Raw genomic sequence first — 21,511 nt, forward strand, 5'->3', positions numbered from 1 at the left:
ACGCCGTTTGATGCAGATTATTTCTTGATTGTGGGAATTTAGATATTGTTTAGTTCGAAACTATAGCCAAAATAACCACGAAGCCACCAAGGCACAAGGGATAATTTCTTTGTGTCCTTCGTGCCTTAGTAGTTAAATTGCAATAATTTATAAAAACATACCACCCGATGCTTCAATCCGTTGTGCATTTATCCATTTTGCATCTTCGGTGCATAGAAATGCGACTACGCCACCAATATCATCAGGCAATCCTACACGGCCTAAGGCGGTGTTAGCGGCAATCGCGGCATTGATCTGATCATTGTCCCGAACCATCCCACCACCAAAATCGGTTTCTATTGCTCCTGGAGCAATAATATTAGATCTGATTCCTCTTGAACCCAATTCCTTAGCCTGGTATTTGGTAAGGGTTTCCATTGCGCCCTTCATAGAAGCATAAGCGGCATAACCTGGTGTTGCAAAACGGGCCAGCCCCGATGAGAGATTAACAATTCCGCTACCATCATTTAATAAGGGCAAGGCTTTCTGGGTTAAAAAGAAAGCGCCTTTGTAATGGATGTTTACCAAATCATCAAATTGTTCCTCAGTAGTATCCACGAACGAAGCGTGGATGCCAATCCCTGCATTATTAATTAGGAAGTCAAATTTTTCTGCATTAAAAACAGATTTTAGCACACTTTTAACCTCGCCGAAAAAAGCATCAAAAGTTTTAGCATCACCAACATTTAATTGTATTGCTGCTGCTGGTACACCTAAATTTTTTATTTCATTTACTGTAGCAGCCGCCTCCTCTTTTTTCGATTGATAGGTGACCATTACCCCAATTCCTTTTGCGGCAATTTTTAACGCTGCGTTTTTTCCTAGTCCGCGACTACCACCGGTTACCAGGGCGATTTTATTCTGTGTTTCCATTTTCTTTTTATTTATTAAACAAAATTAGATGGAAATTGGCTGTTAAAATGGTGACAGTTTAAGTAAAAATGGTGATTGTTTAAGTTTTATGTGGTGATAACTTCCTTATTGGTAGCCAGCGATTGTAAATAAGCTTCGCGATACTGTTTTGGCGTTTGGCCGGCAAAGTGTTTGAAAAACTTGGTGAAATTAGATGGATCGTAGGTTAAAATTCTGGCTATTTCGGCAATAGGCATGCTCACACGCTGTAGCATCGATTTTGAAATATCCATTAAACGCTCCTCGAAGAAATAACAAGGCGAATGCCCGGTAGCGGCCTTAATGGTATTGCTTAGATGTGTAGGATGTACGTGAATAAGCTCGGCAAAATCTCTCACTTCAAACATCTCGGTTGCCCGGCCTGATACCACATCATCCAGGTGTTTGTCTAATTCCCTTAAAAAATCAGCTGCAATTTCATGTCGGCGGGCAAAAAACTTTTGTGGAATTTTCATATCAAGGTGATTGCTGTTTAAACAAATATAAATGAATAAAAATACTTCTTCATGCCATTTTCGTTCATGACTAAAAGGTTACTTACACTGAATTTGCCCAACCGATAACAAATTTAAATTTCGTCCTATCAACCGTTTGATCAATTGATAGTATTATTTTAGTTTAAACAAATGTAGTTTTTAAAAATCTTTCCTTTAGTCTAATTGTTGTAAATGAAAAAGTCGCAGGCTTTAGACCTGCGACTAAATATGATTTAGTTGTATGCTGAATAAATCCGATAGCTTCGGATCAGCATAAAGTTTCTCGTCTTAAGCTAAAAGTGTTTTCCAACTTACCGCCGAGTTGATCATGTTTTTTAAATCGTTGATGGATACACGTTCCTGCTCCATACTGTCGCGGTGACGGATTGTAACCGTATGGTCCTCCAAACTTTGATGGTCAACCGTGATACAGAATGGCGTTCCTATTGCATCCTGACGGCGGTAACGTTTGCCAATGGCATCTTTCTCTTCATAAATACAGTTGAAATCGAATTTCAATTCATCCATAATTTCGCGCGCTTTTTCCGGTAAACCATCTTTTTTGGTCAATGGGAAGATAGCTACTTTATATGGCGCTAAAGCAGGATGCAAACGCAATAAAGTACGGCTGTCCTGTTTATCGTCGGTGCTTAAATCCTGCTCTTCAAAAGCATTGATCATGGTTAATAAAAACATACGGTCTAAACCGATAGAAGTTTCGATTACATATGGGACGTAATTGCCATAAGGTTTACCTTCTTCGTTCAAATCGTTGTCGAAATACTGCATTTTTTTACCAGAATATTCCTGATGCTGTGTTAAATCGAAATCGGTACGGCTGTGGATTCCCTCTACCTCTTTAAACCCGAATGGGAATTCGAATTCGATATCAGTTGCTGCATTGGCATAGTGTGCCAGCTTAACGTGATCGTGGTAACGGTATTTTTCAGGATTGGTACCTAATGCTTTATGCCATTTTAAACGTGCTTCTTTCCAATATTCAAACCATCTTTTGTCTTCACCCGGGCGCACAAAAAACTGCATTTCCATTTGCTCAAACTCACGCATACGCATAATAAACTGGCGGGCAATTACCTCATTTCTGAAAGCTTTACCAATTTGCGCAATACCAAAGGGAATTTTCATCCTGCCCGATTTTTGTACGTTCAAAAAGTTAACAAAAATACCCTGAGCAGTTTCCGGACGCAGGTAAACCTCATCACTGCCCTCGGCCATGGCCCCAAACTGGGTGCTAAACATTAGGTTAAACTGGCGTACATCTGTCCAGTTAGATGTTTTAGAAATCGGGCAGATTACTTTATAATTTACGATTAAATCTTTAAGCTGCGCTAAGTTTTCAGATTTAAGTGCAAGATTCATCTCTACCTCAAGGGCTAAACCTTTTCTTACAAATCTCCAGCCGGCCTCATCTACAAATGGATATTTTGCGTTGTCTAAAATCGTCTCTTCATCTTTAAAACCCGGGATCCAGGCTGCTTGTCCTTCGTCGCTTAAACCTAATATCTCTTGCTGGAATTCTTCAAATTTGGCTTTGTTTTCTGCACTAAAATTCGCCAGTTCCGAATACAGCTCATCAATTTTATTTTCCAGTAACTGATCGGCGCGGTAACGTTTTTTCGAATCCTTGTTGTCGATCATCGGGTCGTTAAAACCGTCTACGTGTCCGCTGGCTTTCCAAACCTTTGGGTGCATAAAAATTGCAGAGTCAATCCCTACAATATTTTCGTGCATTTGTACCATGGCTTTCCACCAATAGGTTTTAATGTTATTTTTTAACTCGGCACCCAATTGGCCATAATCGTAAACAGCACTTAAGCCATCATATATTTCGCTGCTCTGAAATACGAAACCGTATTCTTTAGCGTGTGATATTACATTTTTAAATTGTTCGTCGTTATTCTTTTGAGCCATAATGCAGCAAATATAATAAAAAGGCGGAGGGTTTAAAGGTATAAGGTTGAAGGTTTTTGATCAACGCAAAAGGCAATGCTGCCGCCAGGCTGATGCATAACTTTCAAATTTGTTCCAGCATCTTTTAAGGAGTTATGTGCTTGACCAGCCAGCTTATATTTTCTTAAAATCACTTATATAATTTAATATTTAGGAAAGCAAGGTCAGCGTTAATCGGTTTCAAACTTCCTGCTTTCCTACTTCTCCCGACGAAAAATCGGATCGCGCCCGCTGCAATCAGGTTTAGGTGGCCAATTTGGAGCAATGATCTCTAGATATCAACTACAAAAAGATCATTACAATTAGATGCAATACTAATTTTATCAATGGCCTAAAGGGTAATCCAATTAACCGATTTCACCAATTAACCCTTCAATAGTTATCCATTTAACCCGACAGATATTTAGATTCCATTTTGCCGCTTCCATTTCCATTTTTTTCTACTTTTGATGTATGAAATTCCATCATTTGTTATTCATGTTTGTTATTATCGTTTTTAGCTCATGCAAGCCAAAAGAGAAAAAACATCACTATATTAAATTTAATACCGTTGAGGAGTTATATCAATTTCTAAAATGGAGGCCAGAAAACCGCTTTCCACTAATCAGTGCCCATCGCGGAGGGCCAATGCCTGGTTATCCCGAAAACTGTATCGAAACCTTCGATAATGCCACCACTTATAATCCGGTCGTAATCGAATTTGATATCGCTTACAGTAAAGATTCCGTTATGATGATTATGCATGATGATCAGCTCGACCGTACTTCTACAGGGAATGGACCCATAGGCAATTATACCTATGATGAGTTGAAAACCTTTAACCTTAAAGATAATGAAGGAAAAGAAACAAAGTTTAAAATCCCCACGCTGGATAGTGTATTGAGCTGGAGCAAGGGAAAAGTTTTATTGACCATCGATTTGAAAAAAGGTGTTTCGTATGCAAAAGTGGTCGAGAAAGTGAGGCAATATCAGGTAGAAAGTAACTCCATTATCATAACCTATACTGCAGATCAGGCAAAAGAGGTGCATCAGTTGGCACCTGATCTAGTGATTTCTGCATCTGTTCAAAAGAAAGCAGAATTGAAACGTCTAAACAATATGGGCATTCCAAATAACCGTATTGTAGCTTTTGTTGGTGTTTCTCCTCCAAATAAAGAATTATATCAATACTTACATGATAAAGGTATTACCACTATTTTAGGCACGATGGGTAATATCGATAAAAGTGCAATAGCCAGTCCGGTGAAGAATGTTTATTATCGTTTGGTTAATAATGGTGCAGACATTTTATCTGGAGATAATTTGCCACAGGCAGCAGAAGAACTGGATAAGTTTAGGTACAATAAAAAAATAAGTTCAGCGCATATCAATTAACCACAGATAAAAAAGATAAACACATATGTTATAGACAGCTTAAAGAGATTTTATCTGTACAAATCTGTAGTGAAAAAGACATAAAAATGAGTATTTCAGTTAAAAATCTTTCTAAACATTACGACACGCAAAAAGCAGTCGATTCTATTAGTTTTGAAGCCAGACCGGGGCGTATTCTGGGCTTTTTGGGGCCAAACGGAGCTGGCAAATCCACTACCATGCGTATGCTTACCGGTTATCTGGTGCCAACGTCGGGTGAGGCGGAAATTTCTGGCAAGAGCATTCTTTCTGATGCGATCGAAGCAAAAAAGCATATTGGCTACCTCCCCGAAAATACGCCTTTGTATGCAGATATGTACGTAAAGGAATTTTTAAATTTCGTTGGGCAAACCTATCAAATTGTCAATTTACCTGTGCGGATTGATGAAGTGGTGAAAATGGTAGGCTTAACCCCAGAGCAGCATAAGAAAATTGGTATGTTATCTAAAGGCTATCGGCAAAGGGTAGGTTTAGCGCAGGCCATCATTCATAATCCCGAGGTTTTGATTTTGGATGAGCCCACTTCCGGACTTGATCCGAACCAACTAGTTGATATTAGGCAACTCATTAAAACACTTGGTGCAGCTAAAACGGTTGTGATTTCTACTCACATTATGCAGGAGGTTGAAGCCATTTGTGATGACATCATTATTATTAATAAAGGTAAAATTGTGGCAAATGACTCACTTGAGGGACTTAAAAAAGTACATCAGCAACAATCATTAGAAGATATTTTTAGAAAACTTACCGCTTAAAATCATGCGCAGCATAAACATCAAAGTATTATTTGTAAGCCTTTTATTTTTAATTCCAAGACTTTTAAAAGCTCAAAATCATCCAGGCATTGGTGTTGCCGCAGAAATTGGGTTACCTTCAGGCAATTTTTCTAACCTATCTGGCATTGGCCTGGGTGCTTCAGTAAAAGCTGATCTTCCGGTTGCCGAAAATTTCGCAATTACTTTGAATGCAGGTTTTATGAATTTTTTTGGCAAAAGAAATCAATTGTTTAATGTGCAGGATTTAACCTATATCCCTGCAAAAGCCGGATTAAAATATCAGTTAGGCGAGAGCTTTTATGCTGAAGCTCAACTGGGAACTGCATTGCCTTTAAATAAAGGCCAAAAAACATTATTTGCTTGGTCGCCCGGTATTGGAAACCAGTTTAAATTATCTGGTGAAAACAAACTTGATTTTGGAATCAGATACGAAGGCTGGACAGGTAGAAGCGATATCTTTGGACTTAACAAAACAAACACCAAAGGATTTGTTGGCGTTAGGTTTGCTTATGTATTCGGGCTGTAAGTTACACTCAGCGATGCTAACACAGGTAAGCTAACGAAAAAATAATGCTTAACTTCGGCATTTAAATTTAACTATGTACGCAGTTTTTAAACGCGAGTTATTCAGTTTCTTAAGTTCGATGGTAGCTTACATTACCATAGGCATCTTTTTATTGGTTTCCGGCCTATTGCTTTGGTTTTTTCCAGATACATCGGTACTTGATTATGGTTATGCCGAACTTGATGGCTTTTTTAGCCTAGTGCCTTATCTTTTTATGTTTCTTATTCCAGCTGTTACGATGCGCTCTTTTGCCGAGGAGAGGAGAGAAGGCACTTTCGAACTTTTAATTACACGGCCCATCCAGATCTGGCAGATCATTTTGGCAAAATATTTAGCGAGCCTGGTTTTGGTGTTATTTGCATTGATCCCAACATTAGTTTATTACTACAGCATCTCAAAATTGGGTTTACCAGAGGGAAATGTCGATCCGGGAGCAGTTATTGGCTCTTATATTGGTTTATTTTTGTTGGGAGCTGCCTTTACATCCATTGGTATCTTCTGCTCTGCGTTAACCAAAAATCAGGTTATTGCCTTTGTCATCAGCGCGGCCCTGTCTGCTTTTGCTTTTTTAGGATTCGATTATAGTAGTCAGCTAGCTGCATTTCAAAGTATCGAAAATATCATCCGTAACCTAGGGATTAATCAACATTACACTTCCATCAGTCGCGGAGTGCTAGATACAAGAGATCTGGTTTACTTTATTTCCTTTTCAGCGTTTTTTTTATTGCTCACCAAATTAACCATAGGAGGGAAACGATAATGAAGCTGAAACACAAATGGATTAATTTTATCATCTTCATATCAGTACTGGTTAGTATAAATATTTTAAGTCAGTACGTTTTCCATCGTTTTGATTTTACTGCTGATAAACGATTTACGCTGAGCGAAAAAACAAAAAACTTGCTGAAGCAAAATGAAAAACCGGTAACTGTTACTGTATTTTTAGCAGGAGAGTTACCCCCCGCATTTAAGCGCCTGCAGGCTGCAGTATCTGATATTTTATCAGATTATAAAGCTTATGCTAAAAAGGAGGTCAAGGTGGTTTTTGTCGACCCCTTAGCGGGACTTAACCAGGCCGATCAGGATACAGTAATCAATAATTTGTACGAAAGGGGGATAGAGGCAACCAATTTGAGTGTGAAAACGGAAAGTGGGTTAACGCAGAAACTCGTATTTCCGATGGCGATGATGGAAAGCGGTGGCAAGGAATTTCCCATTAAACTTTTTCAGAATTTAGACACCCGCGGAAATTACGAAGACAATATCAATCGCGCGATTGAAAATCTGGAGTATATTTTTACTTCTGGTTTAAAGAAGGTAATTTCGGGTGATAACCCACGGATCGGTTTTTCTGAATCAAATGGCGAACTTTCTGATCTGCAACTGGCTGACGCTATTCATACCCTGTCAAACAGTTATTTGGTCGGCCGTATTGATTTAAATAGTATTGATAAAGCAGGACTTGATAAATTGAAAATGCTCATCGTAGCTAAGCCTGAAAAACCTTTTACCGAAGCGGAGAAATACAAAATCAACTATTTTGTAATGAATGGTGGTAGAGTAATATGGAGCATTGATCAGGTAAATGCCGAATTGGATAGTTTGCGTGGTAAAAGCGGACAAATGGCCATTAATAATAATTTGAATCTGGATGATATGCTATTTATGTATGGCGCAAGGGTTAATTATAATATTATCGCTGATCCGGCAAACAGTGCCGAAATTCCGGTGTCAACCGGAGTTGTAGGTGGACAAAACCAGATGCAGCTGGTTCCATGGATTTATTATCCGATCTTATTGCCCGATACGGCCGAAAGTGTGGTGAAAAAGCTGGATGGTGTAAAATCTGAATTTCCAAGTACAGTAGATACGATCGGAGTTAAAGGCGTGAGGAAATCGTACATTTTAAATACTTCTCCGTATAATAAAGTGTATAGTGTGCCGAAGTTATTTAGCTTACAAATGCTAAGCGAACCATTGGAGCCACGTTCTTTCCAAAGTAAACCGCAGCATGTTGGTTTGATGTTGGAGGGTAACTTCCCATCAGTTTTTACAGGACGACCCTTACCGGCTACGATTACGCAGCCCTATACTTTAGCAAGCACCAGCAAGCCGGCTAAAATGATCGTGATAGGTGATGGTGATATCTTTAAAAATCAGGTATCCGAGCAAAACGGAACACCCTTTCCGCTGGGCTTTGACCGTTATTCGCAACGTACCTTTGGCAATAAAGCCCTGCTGCTTAATATTGTTGATTATTTTACAGATAATGACAACTTAATTGCACTGCGAAATAAGGAAGTAAAAATTAGGTTACTGGATAAAGCCAAAATTAAGCTCGAAAAAACGAAGTGGCAATTTATAAATGTGGTGGCACCCTTGCTATTGTTAATATTCTTTGCGATTTTTCAACATTATTATCGCAAATACAAGTACGCTAAATAATTTTTATATTTTTGAAGAAGACTAAATAATATCATGAGATTTATTGTATCCACATCAACGCTGTTAAAACACTTACAAACCGTAAATGGTGCATCAAGCAGCAGTACGGTTTTGCCTATATTAGAAAATTTTCTCTTCGAAATTAAAGATGGAAACTTAACGATCTCTGCTACCGATCTGCAAACCAGCATGACAACAGCTTTGGCTGTAGAATCAAAGGAAGAAGGTAAAGTGGCCGTCCCGTCTAAAATTTTATTAGATACGCTAAAAACATTACCAGATCAACCGATTGCATTTAATATCGACGATAGTACTTTTGCCATTGAGATCAGTGCTGGTGATGGTAAATATAAACTGAGTGGTGAAAATGGTGACGATTTTCCAAAGATCCCGATAGTAGAAAATGCCTCTTCTGTAAATTTGCCTGCATCAGTTCTAACGGAAGCCATTACAAAAACTATTTTCGCGGTAAGTAATGATGAGTTACGCCCGGCGATGACAGGCGTATTTTGTCAACTATCTCCTCAGCACATTACTTTTGTAGCTACTGATGCGCATAAATTGGTAAGATATCGCCGTATGGATAGCAAGGCGGATAAAGCCACTTCTTTTATTCTTCCAAAAAAAGCTTTAACACTTTTAAAAGCGGCCTTGCCTTCAACTGATATTAATGTATCTGTAGATTATAATGCAACCAGCGCCTTTTTCAAGTTCGAAAATATAAATTTAGTGTGTCGTTTAATAGACGAGCGCTATCCAGATTATGAGGCGGTGATTCCAACCAATAATCCTAACAAACTGGTTATTGACAGGGGTTTGTTTTTAAATACACTGCGTAGGGTTGTAATTTTTGCCAATAAAACAACGCATCAGGTAAGATTGAAAATCAGCGGTAGTGAATTAAATATTTCTTCGGAGGATTTGGATTTTGCTAATGAGGCTCATGAACGTTTGAGTTGCCAATATGATGGCGAAGACCTTGAAATAGGCTTTAATGCACGTTTTTTAATTGAAATGTTGAGTAATTTAAGCGGTGATGAAGTTACTTTAGAACTTTCTACACCGAACAGGGCGGGGCTTTTAATTCCGCAAACCAATGACGACAATGAAGACGTTTTAATGTTGGTGATGCCAGTGATGCTAAACAATAGTTACTAAAAAAAAACTAATTTATTAGTTTTGATAAGAATATGGCTTGGTTTTTGACCGAGCCATTTTTGTTTTATATCAATCAGCATCAACCAAATGAAAATCTATAGCCAACGCTCTACATTACTGATTTTGCTTATTGCAATATTTGGCATAAGTTTATCATCATGTAAGAAGAACAATCCAGCTGAAGTAGCAAAAGGGCAAGCCAAGTTAAAAATGGTTAATGCTTCGGCGTCCGATGTACATCAGAATTTTTATCTGGATAATGAAAAACTAACCACTTCTGCTTTGGCTTTTGGCGAAACCAGTGATTATGTAAAAATTCCCTCAGGTAATAGAAGCGTTTCTTATACAGGAACAAATAATACTAGTATTGATACTTTGCTAAACTTTACACCGTCTATTACCTATACTGCTTTTTCGGTTGCCAATAGAAAAGGCGAACTGGAAATTGCGAATTATGAGGATAACCTGAGCAATACAGAAACGAACAAGGCAAAAATCAAATTGATTAATCTTACTCCTATTTTTTCTACAGGTATAAATGTTATGGTGCAGGGGGGGACACAATTTGTCAATGGCCTGGCTTTTAAAGAAGCATCGAATTATTTTACGGTTGATCCTGAAATTAACTTAAGGTATTCCGTAGTTGGTTCAGGTAGTATAAAAACCATTGATGCTAAAAGCCTGGAGGGAGGAAAAATTTATACCATTTGGTTTAGTGGTACCACCGCTGCAACTTTGATGGCACATATCATTACCGATAATTAAATTTCACAGTTTAGTGCGCTTTCTGCTATCTTTACGTTTTATTAGCATTGGTAATTTATATGAAAAATACAGTATTGTTTTCCAGAATATTCTTTCTTATTGCATGTGCCTTATCAGTCAGTTCCTGTATCAAAAACAATAATTTCATTAAAGGTGATGCTAAAATCCGTTTTTTTCAGGTGGCCTCTACCGATACGACTCAAAATTTCTATTTGAACGGGAGACAGATTGGAGCTTCGGTAGCTTATAATACCAATACAAGTTATGTGGTTATACCTGGCGATTCTGTGGTGAACATCACCAGCAAAAATATTGGCACAGGAGTAGATGTTGCTTCTCTTGCAGGTCAGAAATTTGAAATCGGTAAAAATTATTCTATTTTTTATCTAAAAGAAGCCATTAATCAGCCTGCTAAGTTGAGGGTTTATCAGGATGATGTAAGACCCGATCTGGATTCTGCCAGGCTAACTTTTTTAAATCTGGGGTATACACTAGGATCCAAAGTTATTATTACAGATAGTACAAATACCGCTAAACCAACTGAATCATTGCTGGGTTATGGTGAGATTAAAAGTTTTAAAGTAAAGGTTAGCGGGATCACCAAGTATGCGTTTAAATTGTCTAGTCCGACGGCAACAAATCCACCACCTGTGGTAACGCGCCTAGACTCGACACTTAATAATGGAAGGGTTTATCTGATATTATTTGATGGTGATAAAAAGGGGGAACTTAAAAATCGGATCATCCCTGCAAACTAATTATTTATTAAAATATAAAGCACATAATTCTTTTACTATGCTTACTTTTGCCCAAAATCAGATAAATTGGAATTACTACAGCAACTTTTAGATTTTATTCTCCACATCGATGTTCATTTAGCGCAAATTGTTAACGAATATCGTACCTGGACTTACCTTATTTTATTCCTGATCATTTTTGCCGAAACAGGTTTTGTGGTAACACCATTCCTCCCTGGCGATTCTTTACTTTTTGCAATGGGTGCTTTGATTGCCGGCGAACATGAGACAGGCTTAAATATTTGGATTATGCTTCTGATATTAATTGTAGCAGCAATTTTAGGAAATACGGTTAATTACAAATTAGGAAGTGTGTTAGGCGCCGGGGTATTCAAGGAGAATAACAAAATCTTAAAACTCAAATATTACCATCAATCTCACGAATTTTTTGAAAAACATGGCGGTAAAGCCATTATGCTAAGCCGTTTTTTACCAATTTTCAGAACAATTGCCCCTTTTGTTGCCGGTATAGCTAAAATGCCTTTCGGCCGTTTTACCTATTATAATATCATTGGTGGTGTAACCTGGATTTTTGCGTTATTAGTTGGTGGTTATTTGTTAGGACAGATTCCGGTAATTAAGAACAATTTTGAAATTGTAATCATCTTTATTGCAGTGGTAACATTTGTTCCTGCCATTTGGGCCGCCGTCAAAAGCCGTTTACAGCCTAAAAAGGTTGAAAAAATTATTGAAGGAGAGGATCCAAACGCATAGCTAAAGTTCCCTACCGATAAGTTTTCCTTTTTGGTATTTTATTTCAATTTCTTTTTCTTCTTTCTGTTCGTTTGCTAGTACTTCGGTTTTAACCAGGTTTTTTAGTACTGGCTGTCCGGCGTCTACCCAGGCAGAATACCAAAATGAACCTGTGGTTAATATGGCAGCACGCATCTGTTTTTCAACCATATTGTTCATCTTATCGTGATAGGCTTTTGCATATTCTCTGGAGTATTGTTTAAGAACTGTGTGGTTCCTTTCTGAAAAACTATACTTTTCGCTAGCTGGAAATGAGGCATTTAATGCTGCTTCAAAGCTTAAAACCGTATCAACCAAACTATGGGTATGTTTAAGTGTTTTCCAGATTTCTTGCAAAGGGTTTTCAATATAATGTGCTTTCCCTACAACAAAATTGTATTGAGTTGAAAACAGCTCAGGCAAACGGCTTTCCCAAAAAGCATGTATGCCCACCTGATTGGTGAGTTGCCCGTTATGATTGGCAGTCGTATGCAATGGGACATGAGCATCGCCAATGTAATGACCCAGATCTGCAGAATATTTTAAAATTTTTATCGAATCACGCATTTTAAAGGCTTTTACTAAACTATAATAGCTACGCTGTATTTGCCATGGAACGATGCCATCAGAATTTAGCTTTTTCAGGCCATATTTAGCCAGAGCGTCGTCCCATTTTTCTGGAATGCTATCAATATTTTGCTCATAGTTTTCTACATCAAGGTAGTGCCTTGGTGCCTCAAGCGTATCCGCATATCTACGTTTATCTGCATCAACGGCATGTTGGGTAATGTATTTGATATTTCTTTTATAAAAACCGATCATGTCTGCCGGCAAAGTGAAGACAGCAAGATTGTTTATTCTTTGATGTGCAAAGAAACCCCAAGAGGTACAAAGAAATATAGGGATGATTAACGCGGCTAAAATCGTTAATCTTTTCATATAACCTAATATAAATAATTTTTTTAAACTTTATAGGGAATAACAATAAAATTATACGTTAAGGTTGTAATTTTAGTCTTTTACCCCTTACACCTCATAAAACAGGAGAAGATTAGGATGTGCTAAAGCAAAATCGGTTAGGACTACTACCATGTGTGGTTAAGACCCACTGACAATATTTATAAGATGAGTTGCTGCATGTTAATTAATAGATAAATTGGCTGGGGGGGGGTTATTTGTTTTTAAAATGGTTTCTAATGGCTTCACAAACCAATTCTTCAGATTCAAAAACTTCAAGATTATCAAATCTGATTACTGTTATTCCTTTGCTGTTTAAAAAATCAGTTCGTTCTTTGTCATATACTTCTGCTGAATAATCATCGTGACTACTTCCATCAACTTCAATGGCTAATTTTTCAGATGGGCAATAAAAATCTAAAATATAATTTCCAACACTATGCTGTCGTCTGAATTTTTTGCCATCAAGTTTCGAGTTTTGTAGATACATCCACATAGTAGTCTCAGCAGGGGTGAGGTTGTTCCTCAACTCCTATCTTTTATCTTTCAGGTATTTAAGGTTATGGATTGCCATGTTTCAATATAATTATTTTTAAATTAATTTTTGTTCAGTTTACCACCCCTTTACCCCTCCTAAAATAGGAGGGGAGTAGGATGTGCTGAGGCAAAATCTATTCGGATTATAATAGTTTGTAGTTCGAACTTCTTGGTCATGAATTGAATAACTTTACTCTTTATTACATAGACGTTTGGGCTCATTATTGATATGTATCTTTTGTTGTATATAATTTTCTGGATGAATTAGCTCCCCTCCTTATCGAGGAGGGGCTGGGGGTGGTTACTTGTTTTTAAAATGGTTTCTAATGGCTTCACAAACCAATTCTTCAGATTCAAAAACTTCAAGATTATCAAATCTGATTACTGTTATTCCTTTGCTGTTTAAAAAATCAGTTCGTTCTTTGTCATATACTTCTGCTGAATAATCATCGTGACTACTTCCATCAACTTCAATGGCTAATTTTTCAGATGGGCAATAAAAATCTAAAATATAATTTCCAACACTATGCTGTCGTCTGAATTTTTTGCCATCAAGTTTTGAGTTTTGTAGATACATCCACATGGTAGCCTCAGCAGGGGTGAGGTTGTTCCTCAACTCCTTTCTTTTATCTTTCAGGTATTTAAGGTTATGGATTGCCATGTTTCAATATAATTATTTTTAAATTAATTTTTGTTCAGTTTACCACCCCCTTACCCCTCCTAAAATAGGAGGGGAGTAGGAATTGCGGAGGTATAATCAGTTTTCAATATTGAAGCTTGCAGTTTGAACCCCTTTGGCTAGACGGTTTTATAAGATGAAATACTTCTACTATCTACTCAAAAAATGTATTTGAGTTGTTGGTATGAATCTTTTACTGCAATAATTCAATAGAGGAATTAGCTCCTTTCTTTATCAAGGAAGGGCTGGGGATGGTTGTTTGTTGAATTGTATGCTCATTTAAATTAATTCACTAATTTTACTGAAAATTTATCCAATGGAATTATCTTGCCCAGTATCAGCGGAAAGAATAAATGAAAATGTAGTAAGAATTATTGCCTTTATGGTGGCGGTAATCGCTATTTCTTGTGTAGTGTTTTCAAATTATTGGGCAATTGTCTTCCTGTTAATTGATTTCGCTTTAAGGGCATTTACTACAGGTAAATTTAGTATATTGAAGTTTGTTGCCATTAAAATAGCTGACGTTCTTTCGATTAAGCCAAAAATGAAGGATTTGGCCCCAAAAAAGTTCGCGGCAGCCATGGGCTTCGGATTTTGCCTTTTGATTACCTTGGTATTTATGCTTAACTTTCTTCCTGCTGTGCTGATCTTGACTTTGGTCTTGACAGTATTTGCACTATTAGAAAGTTTATTTAGCGTTTGTGTTGGTTGTTATGTGTATACGTTTATTAATTTGATCACTAAAAATAAAGCCTGATTGTTTTACTTTTCTAAGCAGCATGTAATTTCCGCTTTTGCAAAATTGCCAGTAGCTCGGCCTTTTTGATGTCTAGCACATCCACATCTATCCATAATAAATATCGTTTTGAACTAAACATATCATTAAGGTAGGCAATTGAGGAAACATAATCTTTAATTTTTGGTTTGTATTGAGCAGGGTTACTCACATTTACTAAAATTGAACTGGTTCTGTAAAGTCCTGTTTGGAAACCTTCAATCTTATTCCACGGAATGTACACAGTTTTTATGGGCGTAAAATTTATTAATCCTTCCTCACTTAGTTTTAAAGCTACATTTCTTTTTAATGCCTTATTTAGCTGTACAATTCGTTCGGTAAGAAAAATTAGCATCAGAATAATCCATATTACGCATATTATTTTAACAGCCAAGTAGGAGCGAAAGAGAAAAAATACAGAAAGCACTAAACCTAAAAGAGTTAAAACAATAATGAAAATAATATTACCTTTTTTAAATCTAATTTCAACAGTATCGTTCATTTTAATCTATTAAGTTTAGTGAGGGCAGTCTGGTTCTAATTAATCAGTTTTATTTATTTAGCGCTTTTCTAACCTCCGGAGCAATTTTCGTCCCAAAAATCTCTATTGATTTCATCATTGCAGCGTGAGATGGTCCGCCGACATCCATATGAGCGGAAAAGCGCGTCAATCCGAAGGTTTCTTGCATGGCCAAAATTTTATCTACCGATTCGTTTGCATCGCCAATAATTAAAGCACCATTACTGCTTCTGCCACCATCAAACTGTTTGCGTTGGTAAGGTGCCCATCCACGCGATCGGCCAATGCGGTTCATCTGCGCAGAATAAAGGGGGTAGTAATAGTCGGCAATTTCTTTACTGTTTTCGCCAAATAAGGAATGCATGTGAACACCGACTTCGAACTTATTCATATCGTGTCCATATGCTTGGTAAACTTTTTTGTAATAGTCAAACAGCGGCTTAAATTGTATAGGCTGACCTCCAATAATGGCAAACATTACGGGTAATCCTAATCTGCCGGCACGTTCTACTGACTCTGGTGTTCCACCAACGGCTACCCAAATTTTTAAATTATCATTTACTGCTCTTGGCAAAATTTCCTGGTTATCCAGTTCCGGCCTGAATTTACCATTCCAGCTGATTTTGGGTTCCTTATTTATTTTAAGGAGTAATTCCAACTTTTCTTCATAAAGTTCATCATAATCTTGCAGGTTATAACCGAACAGCGGAAAAGACTCGATAAAACTTCCCCGACCAGCCATTAATTCGGCTCTTCCATTCGAAATCAGATCAATGGTTGCAAAATTTTGATATAGTTTAACAGGGTCAGATGAACTTAAAACCGAAACAGCACTGCTTAATTTAATATTTTGGGTTACCGTGGCAGCAGCGGCAAGTATAATTTCAGGACTTGATACGGCATAATCAGGACGATGATGTTCACCAATGCCGTAGAAATCTAGACCAACTTCATCCATTAGTTGTATTTCTGCTATAATTTCCTGAAGTCTTTGCTGCGCAGGTTGAATTTCTCCTTTTGCATTAATCTGCAAATCGCCAAACATACCGATACCTAATTCCATATTGATAAATATTTTTAACAAAGTTAATCCTAAATTTGGAAGCAGTTTTTGATGTATGGTAAGAAAAGGGACAGATTTATATAGAAAGTTCATCATCTCTGTAGCAAAGTCCCGAACGTTTAAAGAGCGTTTACCATGATAGGCTTCTTAGCTACATTTCAATCCGATAGAGATGACCGCCTCACAAAGAATATTATTTACATTTAACTTTATTTCAAGGAAATTAACCCATTATATACCCCATCAATTACTTTGGCCATTCTCTGTATATCGAGAGTCTCCATCGTGTCGGTTTTCTGGTGATAATTTTGTTGCGGTAAAAGGATGTATCAGTAATCATCATGGCATCGTAACCAAATTTCCAATAGTTTAAGTGATCAGAGAAATCAATTCCTGGTAATGATGGCGGACTGGCAAAGGTTTTGGTCTGGATACTTTTGGCAGCCCGAAAACTTTTAGAAAACCGACTCCTTTGTTCCCATACTTAACAGATAAGATACCTAACGGATAGGCCTGTGAGTTCGGTTCATCTTTGAAATAACCGATCATTTCGAGTGAAATCATGCCGAAGACATCAGCCTTAGCTTCATTTAACGATTTGGCATGAATGTAACTACCCATATACTGCGTACGAAAATACGGCGGTTCTTCTAAAGTATAAGCGACTAAATCGACACGATAATTTAACTTTTTGCCCTTAAGCAATCTGGAAAGTTCCAATAAACCGATTACACCACTGGCATTATCATCTGCACCTTCCTGATCGCCGCAGACATCGTAATGGGCTCCAACGATAATCCTTTTCTTATTTTCGGTGCCAAATGAGCAGATGATGTTTTGATAATTTTTTTGATCAACGTTATATTCTTGTACCGAAGTACTGTCTGCGGACTTTTTAAATATCGCTTTAATATAATTAGCTGTTGAATCGAGTTGATCAATATTGCTATGGTTTCGGTATTTTGCGGTTTTCGTGATTGCTTTGAGGTAAGTTTGGATCAGTGTCGTATCTGATTGTGCAAAGGCATTATCCTGAAGAATCAGAATGAAGAGAAAGCTAATTAAGATTTTAAAATTATGGTGCATAACCGAAGATAACAATTACAATTTAGTTTGTAAATACTGCAGTTGAGTTTTAAGGTTGCCAAGCCAGCTAAACTTGATTATAGCTAACACGCAGATTCTTCAGTCGCGATAAAATGGTAGGAGCTATTAGAATTGCATTGCTTTCCAAATATCGGAGTAAAGATTTAAAGCAGATTTGAAAGATGTGAGAAACATAAAGTCAATATCAACTTATACCTGAAAAGATTCTGAAACGAGTTCAGAATGACATCTCGAAATTGAGACTTCTAACAGAAAACTGCAAATTGAAAACTGAACACTGCCAATTGCCAACTGAAAACTTACTCTATCTTCTTGCCTTTCATGGCTGTAGAAATAGCAGCATCCATTACGCGCTCGGCAAAAGGGCGGGTAAATTCGTTTAGTTCATCTGCTTTTTTAAGGATTGTATCTTTATCCTGACTGCCCAAAGCTGTTTTAAGCGCTTCGATATGTGTTTTAGTTTCTGTTATTTCTGCCTCAGTCAAATGTTCAGCATGTTTTTCGATGAAGCGTTCTGCTGTGTATTGCAATTGCTCGCCCTCGCTTCTGGCTTCTATCAGCATTCTTTGGCGTACATCACTTTGTGCGTGCTCGATACTGTCTAAAAGCATTTTCTCAACGGTATCGTCACTTAAGCCATAGCTTGGCGTAATTTCAATCTCTTGTTTTACGCCAGAACGTAATTCAATGGCCTGTACCGTTAAAATACCATCTGCGTTCAGCAGAAAATTGATATCTACTTTAGGTAAACCTGCAGGCATAGCCGGTATTCCCTTTAAATCGAACTCGGCAAGTTTACGGTTTTCTTTAACCAGATCACGTTCCCCCTGGTAAACAGAAATTTTCATGTTAACCTGGCCATCAACTGAAGTGGTGTACTGCCTACCTGCTTTAGTTGGCACTTTGCTATTACGTGCAATAATTACATCCATTAAGCCACCCATGGTTTCAATACCCAAAGATAGCGGGGTTACGTCCAGCAGTAAAATATCAGAGCGGTTTCCGGCCAATACATCAGCCTGGATGGCTGCGCCTAAAGCCACTACTTCATCAGGATTAATATTGTCTTGAGGTTTTTTGCCAAAGAAATTCTCTACTGCCTGCTTTACATAGGGTGTACGGGTAGAACCTCCCACTAAAATAACCTCATCTATATTATTAGCAGATAATTCTGCATCTTTTAGTGCGTTTCTACAGGCGGTAATGGTTTCTTCTACCTTTGCTGCAATCAATTGCTCAAAAGTTTGCTTATCAAGTGTACACCAGATTTCGCCAACTTTTTCATTATATAAATTTTGACTTGATAAGGCTTTTTTTGCTGCCTCGGCTTGTAGCCTTAGCGTTTGCATCAATATATTATTTTGGGCCAGGGCAGTTACGTCAAGTTTGTTTTGCTCGATCCAGTAATTTAAAATGGCCCGGTCAAAATCATCACCACCTAAGTAGGTATTTCCGTTGGTTGCCAATACTTCAAAAATCCCATTTTGGATCTGTAGGATAGAAACATCAAAAGTACCGCCACCCAAATCGTAAACGGCAATGGTTTTTTGTTGCGTAGGATCTAAACCAATTCCATAAGCCAAACTGGCTGCGGTAGGTTCATTAACAATACGCATCACATCTAAACCTGCCAGTTTTCCGGCATCGCGTGTGGCCTGGCGCTGACTATCGTTAAAATAAGCCGGCACAGTGATTACAGCCCTGTTAACAGGAGTTTTTAAGGCATGTTCGGCTCTGGCTTTTAGCTCTCTTAATATTTCTGCAGATAATTCGATTGGCGTATAAAAACGGTTTCCAGCCTGGATTTTTACCAATGCATCGGTATCGTCATCAATAATTTTATAAGAAAAAGTAGCAGCATGATCGGCTACATCTTTATACGAACGACCCAATAATCTTTTAACCGAAAATATGGTGTTCGAGGGATCAGTGGTTAAAAATTCTTTAGCTTCGTTACCTACAAGAGCTTCGTTCTGGTTGTTGAAATAAACTACAGATGGTACCAATACACCCTTGCCCGAATCGTTAATTACTTGTGGATTTTTATCAGGGTTAATAAATGCAACCAAACTGTTGGTGGTACCTAAATCTATTCCGACGATAATTTCTTCCTTTTGAAACGAACCTGTAGCAAGGTTAATTGATATTTTTGCCATAGGCGCAAATTTACAATATTGTTCCTAGCTTTCAGAACCTGAATGTTTTTTAAAAGTCAATTAGTATTGTTGGAGGTCGTGTGTCCGGAGACCGAAGTCGGATGATAGGGTGTGCTATAGCTGGAATTCGGAAGAGGGTATGGACTATTGCTATAAAATTTTGTGCTTTTATCTTCCGACCTCTGACTTCCGACTTCCGGACTCTTTACCATATAAGACATTTAAGAACATGGTAGAGCATAAAATTGCTCCGATTCTTTAGCTCTTATATCACCGGACCTCTGACTTCCGACTTTCCGACTCATTTATTCTTCTCTTCAATCCAAAGGCTCATATACTTTGTACTCTGAACGGTGTGGTGATTTAGAATTTGACCAATGAAATTAGCCTGGCGGTGTGCAGTTAAACCAGACAACAACTCATTTACCTTCAGCATAAAAGGATCAGCAAAAGAGGAAGCGGCGTAACGTTGGTTGATAATCTGAATACCCTGTTGCTGTGCGGCAAGCCATTCGGATTCACGCTGGTATAGTTGAGCAGCCTGCTCGGCAAAAGCAGTTAAATCATCTTCAATAATACCATTCCAGGGTAGATCACCTTTCATGGCTTCGGCGCCAACAGTGGTGGTTACAGATGGCGTACCTGTTAACATCGAATCTATAAATTTGCCTTTAACACCTGCGCCAAACTGGATCGGTGCAAGTAAAATTTTGTGTTTGGCAATAGTTTCCTTTGCATTTACGGCTCTACCTTTAATAAAAAACCGTTCAGCTTTATTTTCGAGTTGTAATACCTTTTGCGAGGGATAGGCTCCATAAATATTTAAGTTGGCTTTGGGTAGTGCTTTACAAATTATCGGCCATACTTTTGTTTTTAGAATTTGCACCGTGTGCCAGTTGGGCTCGTGAAGAAAATTGCCGATGAAAACAAAGTCCGACCTGTCTTCAAACGAAATCCAATTTTGAACGGTATCTGGCGTAATTTCCTGTTCTAAAAAGGGCAGGTAATGTAATAAGCTATGATCAATTTTAAATAGCTCCTTAAGAAGCTTTACTTCTGCTTCAGAAATAATCAAAGACAAGTCACAACGAAGGATTGCTGCAATTTCTCGTTTAGCGGTATCAGAAAACAGATCCAGTGCTTCCTGCTTTTTATTGCTCTGCTGGCGGGCCTGTCTTAAAAAATGTAGGTCTTCGGTATCTAAGATCCGTAAGGCACCTGGACATTCCTGCTGCACCCGCCAACCGTATTGTTCTTCGATCATAAAACGATCAAACAGCACGATATCGGGATTTAAAGTTTTTAAAAAAGTATTGAAGCTTTCGTCATTTAACTTAATCTCCTGTTCTGCAACTGGTGTAGAGCTAAAATCATAACTGAAATCGCTTTTCGACGCTGCTGAAGCAAAAGTAATGTGATAACCGCTGGCCAGAAACAAATCAACCAATTGGATCATTCTTGTACCTGCCGCTGATGAACAGGGTTCGGGCCAAACCAATCCAATAATTAATAATTTCTGAGGGGTCATGATTTAATTTTCTACAAAATAAGCTCTTTTTTTTTGCTCCCGCAGATAAATGTGATAATCGCAGATTAAAATCCAGATCTGCGATTGTCTACTAAATCTGCGGGATATATAAACGTATCTTAAATATTCTTAATTTTGCA

Annotated in this window: 21 protein-coding genes; 10 read left to right on the plus strand and 11 right to left on the minus strand. The window is 37.9% G+C overall.

Annotated features, from left to right (window positions below):
- Nucleotides 1-147 precede the first annotated feature (147 nt).
- From PGN18_RS16805 to PGN18_RS16815, 3 genes are all read right to left on the minus strand, one after another.
- Nucleotides 148-912 (minus strand): SDR family NAD(P)-dependent oxidoreductase, encoded by a 765-nt coding sequence (locus tag PGN18_RS16805; protein WP_335320762.1) that lies wholly within the window; start codon nucleotides 910-912, stop codon nucleotides 148-150.
- 86 nt (nucleotides 913-998) lie between these two features.
- A complete protein-coding gene (locus tag PGN18_RS16810; protein WP_335320763.1) occupies nucleotides 999-1,406 on the minus strand; it encodes a helix-turn-helix domain-containing protein in 408 nt (135 codons plus the stop codon).
- A 309-nt stretch (nucleotides 1,407-1,715) separates the two neighbouring features.
- Nucleotides 1,716-3,359, minus strand: a complete 1,644-nt coding sequence (locus tag PGN18_RS16815; RefSeq protein ID WP_335320764.1) for a glycine--tRNA ligase — start codon at nucleotides 3,357-3,359, stop codon at nucleotides 1,716-1,718.
- A 492-nt stretch (nucleotides 3,360-3,851) separates the two neighbouring features.
- Here PGN18_RS16815 and PGN18_RS16820 point away from each other — a divergent pair, with 492 nt between their 5' ends.
- From PGN18_RS16820 to PGN18_RS16860, 9 genes are all read left to right on the plus strand, one after another.
- On the plus strand, nucleotides 3,852-4,772 hold the full coding sequence (locus PGN18_RS16820) for a glycerophosphodiester phosphodiesterase family protein (protein ID WP_335320765.1): 921 nt from the start codon (nucleotides 3,852-3,854) through the stop codon (nucleotides 4,770-4,772).
- An 86-nt stretch (nucleotides 4,773-4,858) separates the two neighbouring features.
- Nucleotides 4,859-5,566, plus strand: coding sequence for an ATP-binding cassette domain-containing protein (locus PGN18_RS16825; protein ID WP_335320766.1), 708 nt, complete (start codon nucleotides 4,859-4,861; stop codon nucleotides 5,564-5,566).
- Nucleotides 5,567-5,570: 4 nt separating this feature from the next.
- Nucleotides 5,571-6,113: a hypothetical protein gene (locus PGN18_RS16830; protein ID WP_335320767.1), complete on the plus strand. Its 543-nt coding sequence runs from the start codon at nucleotides 5,571-5,573 to the stop codon at nucleotides 6,111-6,113.
- Between the two features lie 73 nt (nucleotides 6,114-6,186).
- Nucleotides 6,187-6,912 (plus strand): gliding motility-associated ABC transporter permease subunit GldF, encoded by a 726-nt coding sequence (gene gldF / locus PGN18_RS16835; RefSeq protein WP_335320768.1) that lies wholly within the window; start codon nucleotides 6,187-6,189, stop codon nucleotides 6,910-6,912.
- Nucleotides 6,912-8,597, plus strand: a complete 1,686-nt coding sequence (gene gldG, locus PGN18_RS16840; RefSeq protein WP_335320769.1) for a gliding motility-associated ABC transporter substrate-binding protein GldG — start codon at nucleotides 6,912-6,914, stop codon at nucleotides 8,595-8,597. Before gldF ends, gldG begins: the two co-directional genes overlap by 1 nt.
- A 33-nt stretch (nucleotides 8,598-8,630) precedes the next feature.
- Entirely contained in the window at nucleotides 8,631-9,755 is a 1,125-nt protein-coding gene (gene dnaN, locus PGN18_RS16845; protein ID WP_335320770.1) for a DNA polymerase III subunit beta, read from the plus strand.
- A gap of 87 nt (nucleotides 9,756-9,842) precedes the next feature.
- On the plus strand, nucleotides 9,843-10,520 hold the full coding sequence (locus tag PGN18_RS16850; protein WP_335320771.1) for a DUF4397 domain-containing protein: 678 nt from the start codon (nucleotides 9,843-9,845) through the stop codon (nucleotides 10,518-10,520).
- Nucleotides 10,521-10,579: 59 nt separating this feature from the next.
- A complete protein-coding gene (locus tag PGN18_RS16855) occupies nucleotides 10,580-11,278 on the plus strand; it encodes a DUF4397 domain-containing protein (RefSeq protein ID WP_335320772.1) in 699 nt (232 codons plus the stop codon).
- A 66-nt stretch (nucleotides 11,279-11,344) separates the two neighbouring features.
- The gene (locus PGN18_RS16860) at nucleotides 11,345-12,031 is read left to right on the plus strand and encodes a DedA family protein (protein WP_335320773.1); all 687 of its coding nucleotides are present in this window, start codon (nucleotides 11,345-11,347) and stop codon (nucleotides 12,029-12,031) included.
- Here PGN18_RS16860 and PGN18_RS16865 read toward each other — a convergent pair whose 3' ends face one another.
- From PGN18_RS16865 to PGN18_RS16875, 3 genes are all read right to left on the minus strand, one after another.
- Nucleotides 12,032-12,988 (minus strand): zinc dependent phospholipase C family protein, encoded by a 957-nt coding sequence (locus tag PGN18_RS16865; protein WP_335320774.1) that lies wholly within the window; start codon nucleotides 12,986-12,988, stop codon nucleotides 12,032-12,034.
- 232 nt (nucleotides 12,989-13,220) lie between these two features.
- Nucleotides 13,221-13,535, minus strand: coding sequence for an endonuclease domain-containing protein (locus tag PGN18_RS16870; protein WP_335320775.1), 315 nt, complete (start codon nucleotides 13,533-13,535; stop codon nucleotides 13,221-13,223).
- A gap of 309 nt (nucleotides 13,536-13,844) precedes the next feature.
- Nucleotides 13,845-14,204 (minus strand): endonuclease domain-containing protein, encoded by a 360-nt coding sequence (locus tag PGN18_RS16875; RefSeq protein ID WP_335320776.1) that lies wholly within the window; start codon nucleotides 14,202-14,204, stop codon nucleotides 13,845-13,847.
- Between the two features lie 334 nt (nucleotides 14,205-14,538).
- Between PGN18_RS16875 and PGN18_RS16880 the strand changes: the two genes are divergently transcribed.
- On the plus strand, nucleotides 14,539-14,979 hold the full coding sequence (locus PGN18_RS16880; RefSeq protein ID WP_335320777.1) for a DUF4395 domain-containing protein: 441 nt from the start codon (nucleotides 14,539-14,541) through the stop codon (nucleotides 14,977-14,979).
- 13 nt (nucleotides 14,980-14,992) lie between these two features.
- Here PGN18_RS16880 and PGN18_RS16885 read toward each other — a convergent pair whose 3' ends face one another.
- From PGN18_RS16885 to PGN18_RS16905, 5 genes are all read right to left on the minus strand, one after another.
- Nucleotides 14,993-15,499 carry an STM3941 family protein gene (locus PGN18_RS16885; RefSeq protein ID WP_335320778.1) on the minus strand — a complete coding sequence of 169 codons (507 nt, stop codon included), beginning with the start codon at nucleotides 15,497-15,499 and terminating at the stop codon, nucleotides 14,993-14,995.
- Nucleotides 15,500-15,548: 49 nt separating this feature from the next.
- On the minus strand, nucleotides 15,549-16,580 hold the full coding sequence (locus PGN18_RS16890) for an Atu2307/SP_0267 family LLM class monooxygenase (protein WP_335320779.1): 1,032 nt from the start codon (nucleotides 16,578-16,580) through the stop codon (nucleotides 15,549-15,551).
- Nucleotides 16,581-16,949: 369 nt separating this feature from the next.
- Nucleotides 16,950-17,666 carry a M28 family peptidase gene (locus PGN18_RS16895; protein ID WP_335320780.1) on the minus strand — a complete coding sequence of 239 codons (717 nt, stop codon included), beginning with the start codon at nucleotides 17,664-17,666 and terminating at the stop codon, nucleotides 16,950-16,952.
- 320 nt (nucleotides 17,667-17,986) lie between these two features.
- Nucleotides 17,987-19,843 (minus strand): Fe-S protein assembly chaperone HscA, encoded by a 1,857-nt coding sequence (gene hscA, locus PGN18_RS16900; protein ID WP_335320781.1) that lies wholly within the window; start codon nucleotides 19,841-19,843, stop codon nucleotides 17,987-17,989.
- A 301-nt stretch (nucleotides 19,844-20,144) separates the two neighbouring features.
- Entirely contained in the window at nucleotides 20,145-21,371 is a 1,227-nt protein-coding gene (locus PGN18_RS16905) for a glycosyltransferase (RefSeq protein WP_335320782.1), read from the minus strand.
- Nucleotides 21,372-21,511 lie beyond the last annotated feature (140 nt).

The organism is Pedobacter terrae, from assembly GCF_036946585.1.
Taxonomy (GTDB): Bacteria; Bacteroidota; Bacteroidia; order Sphingobacteriales; family Sphingobacteriaceae; genus Pedobacter; species Pedobacter terrae_C.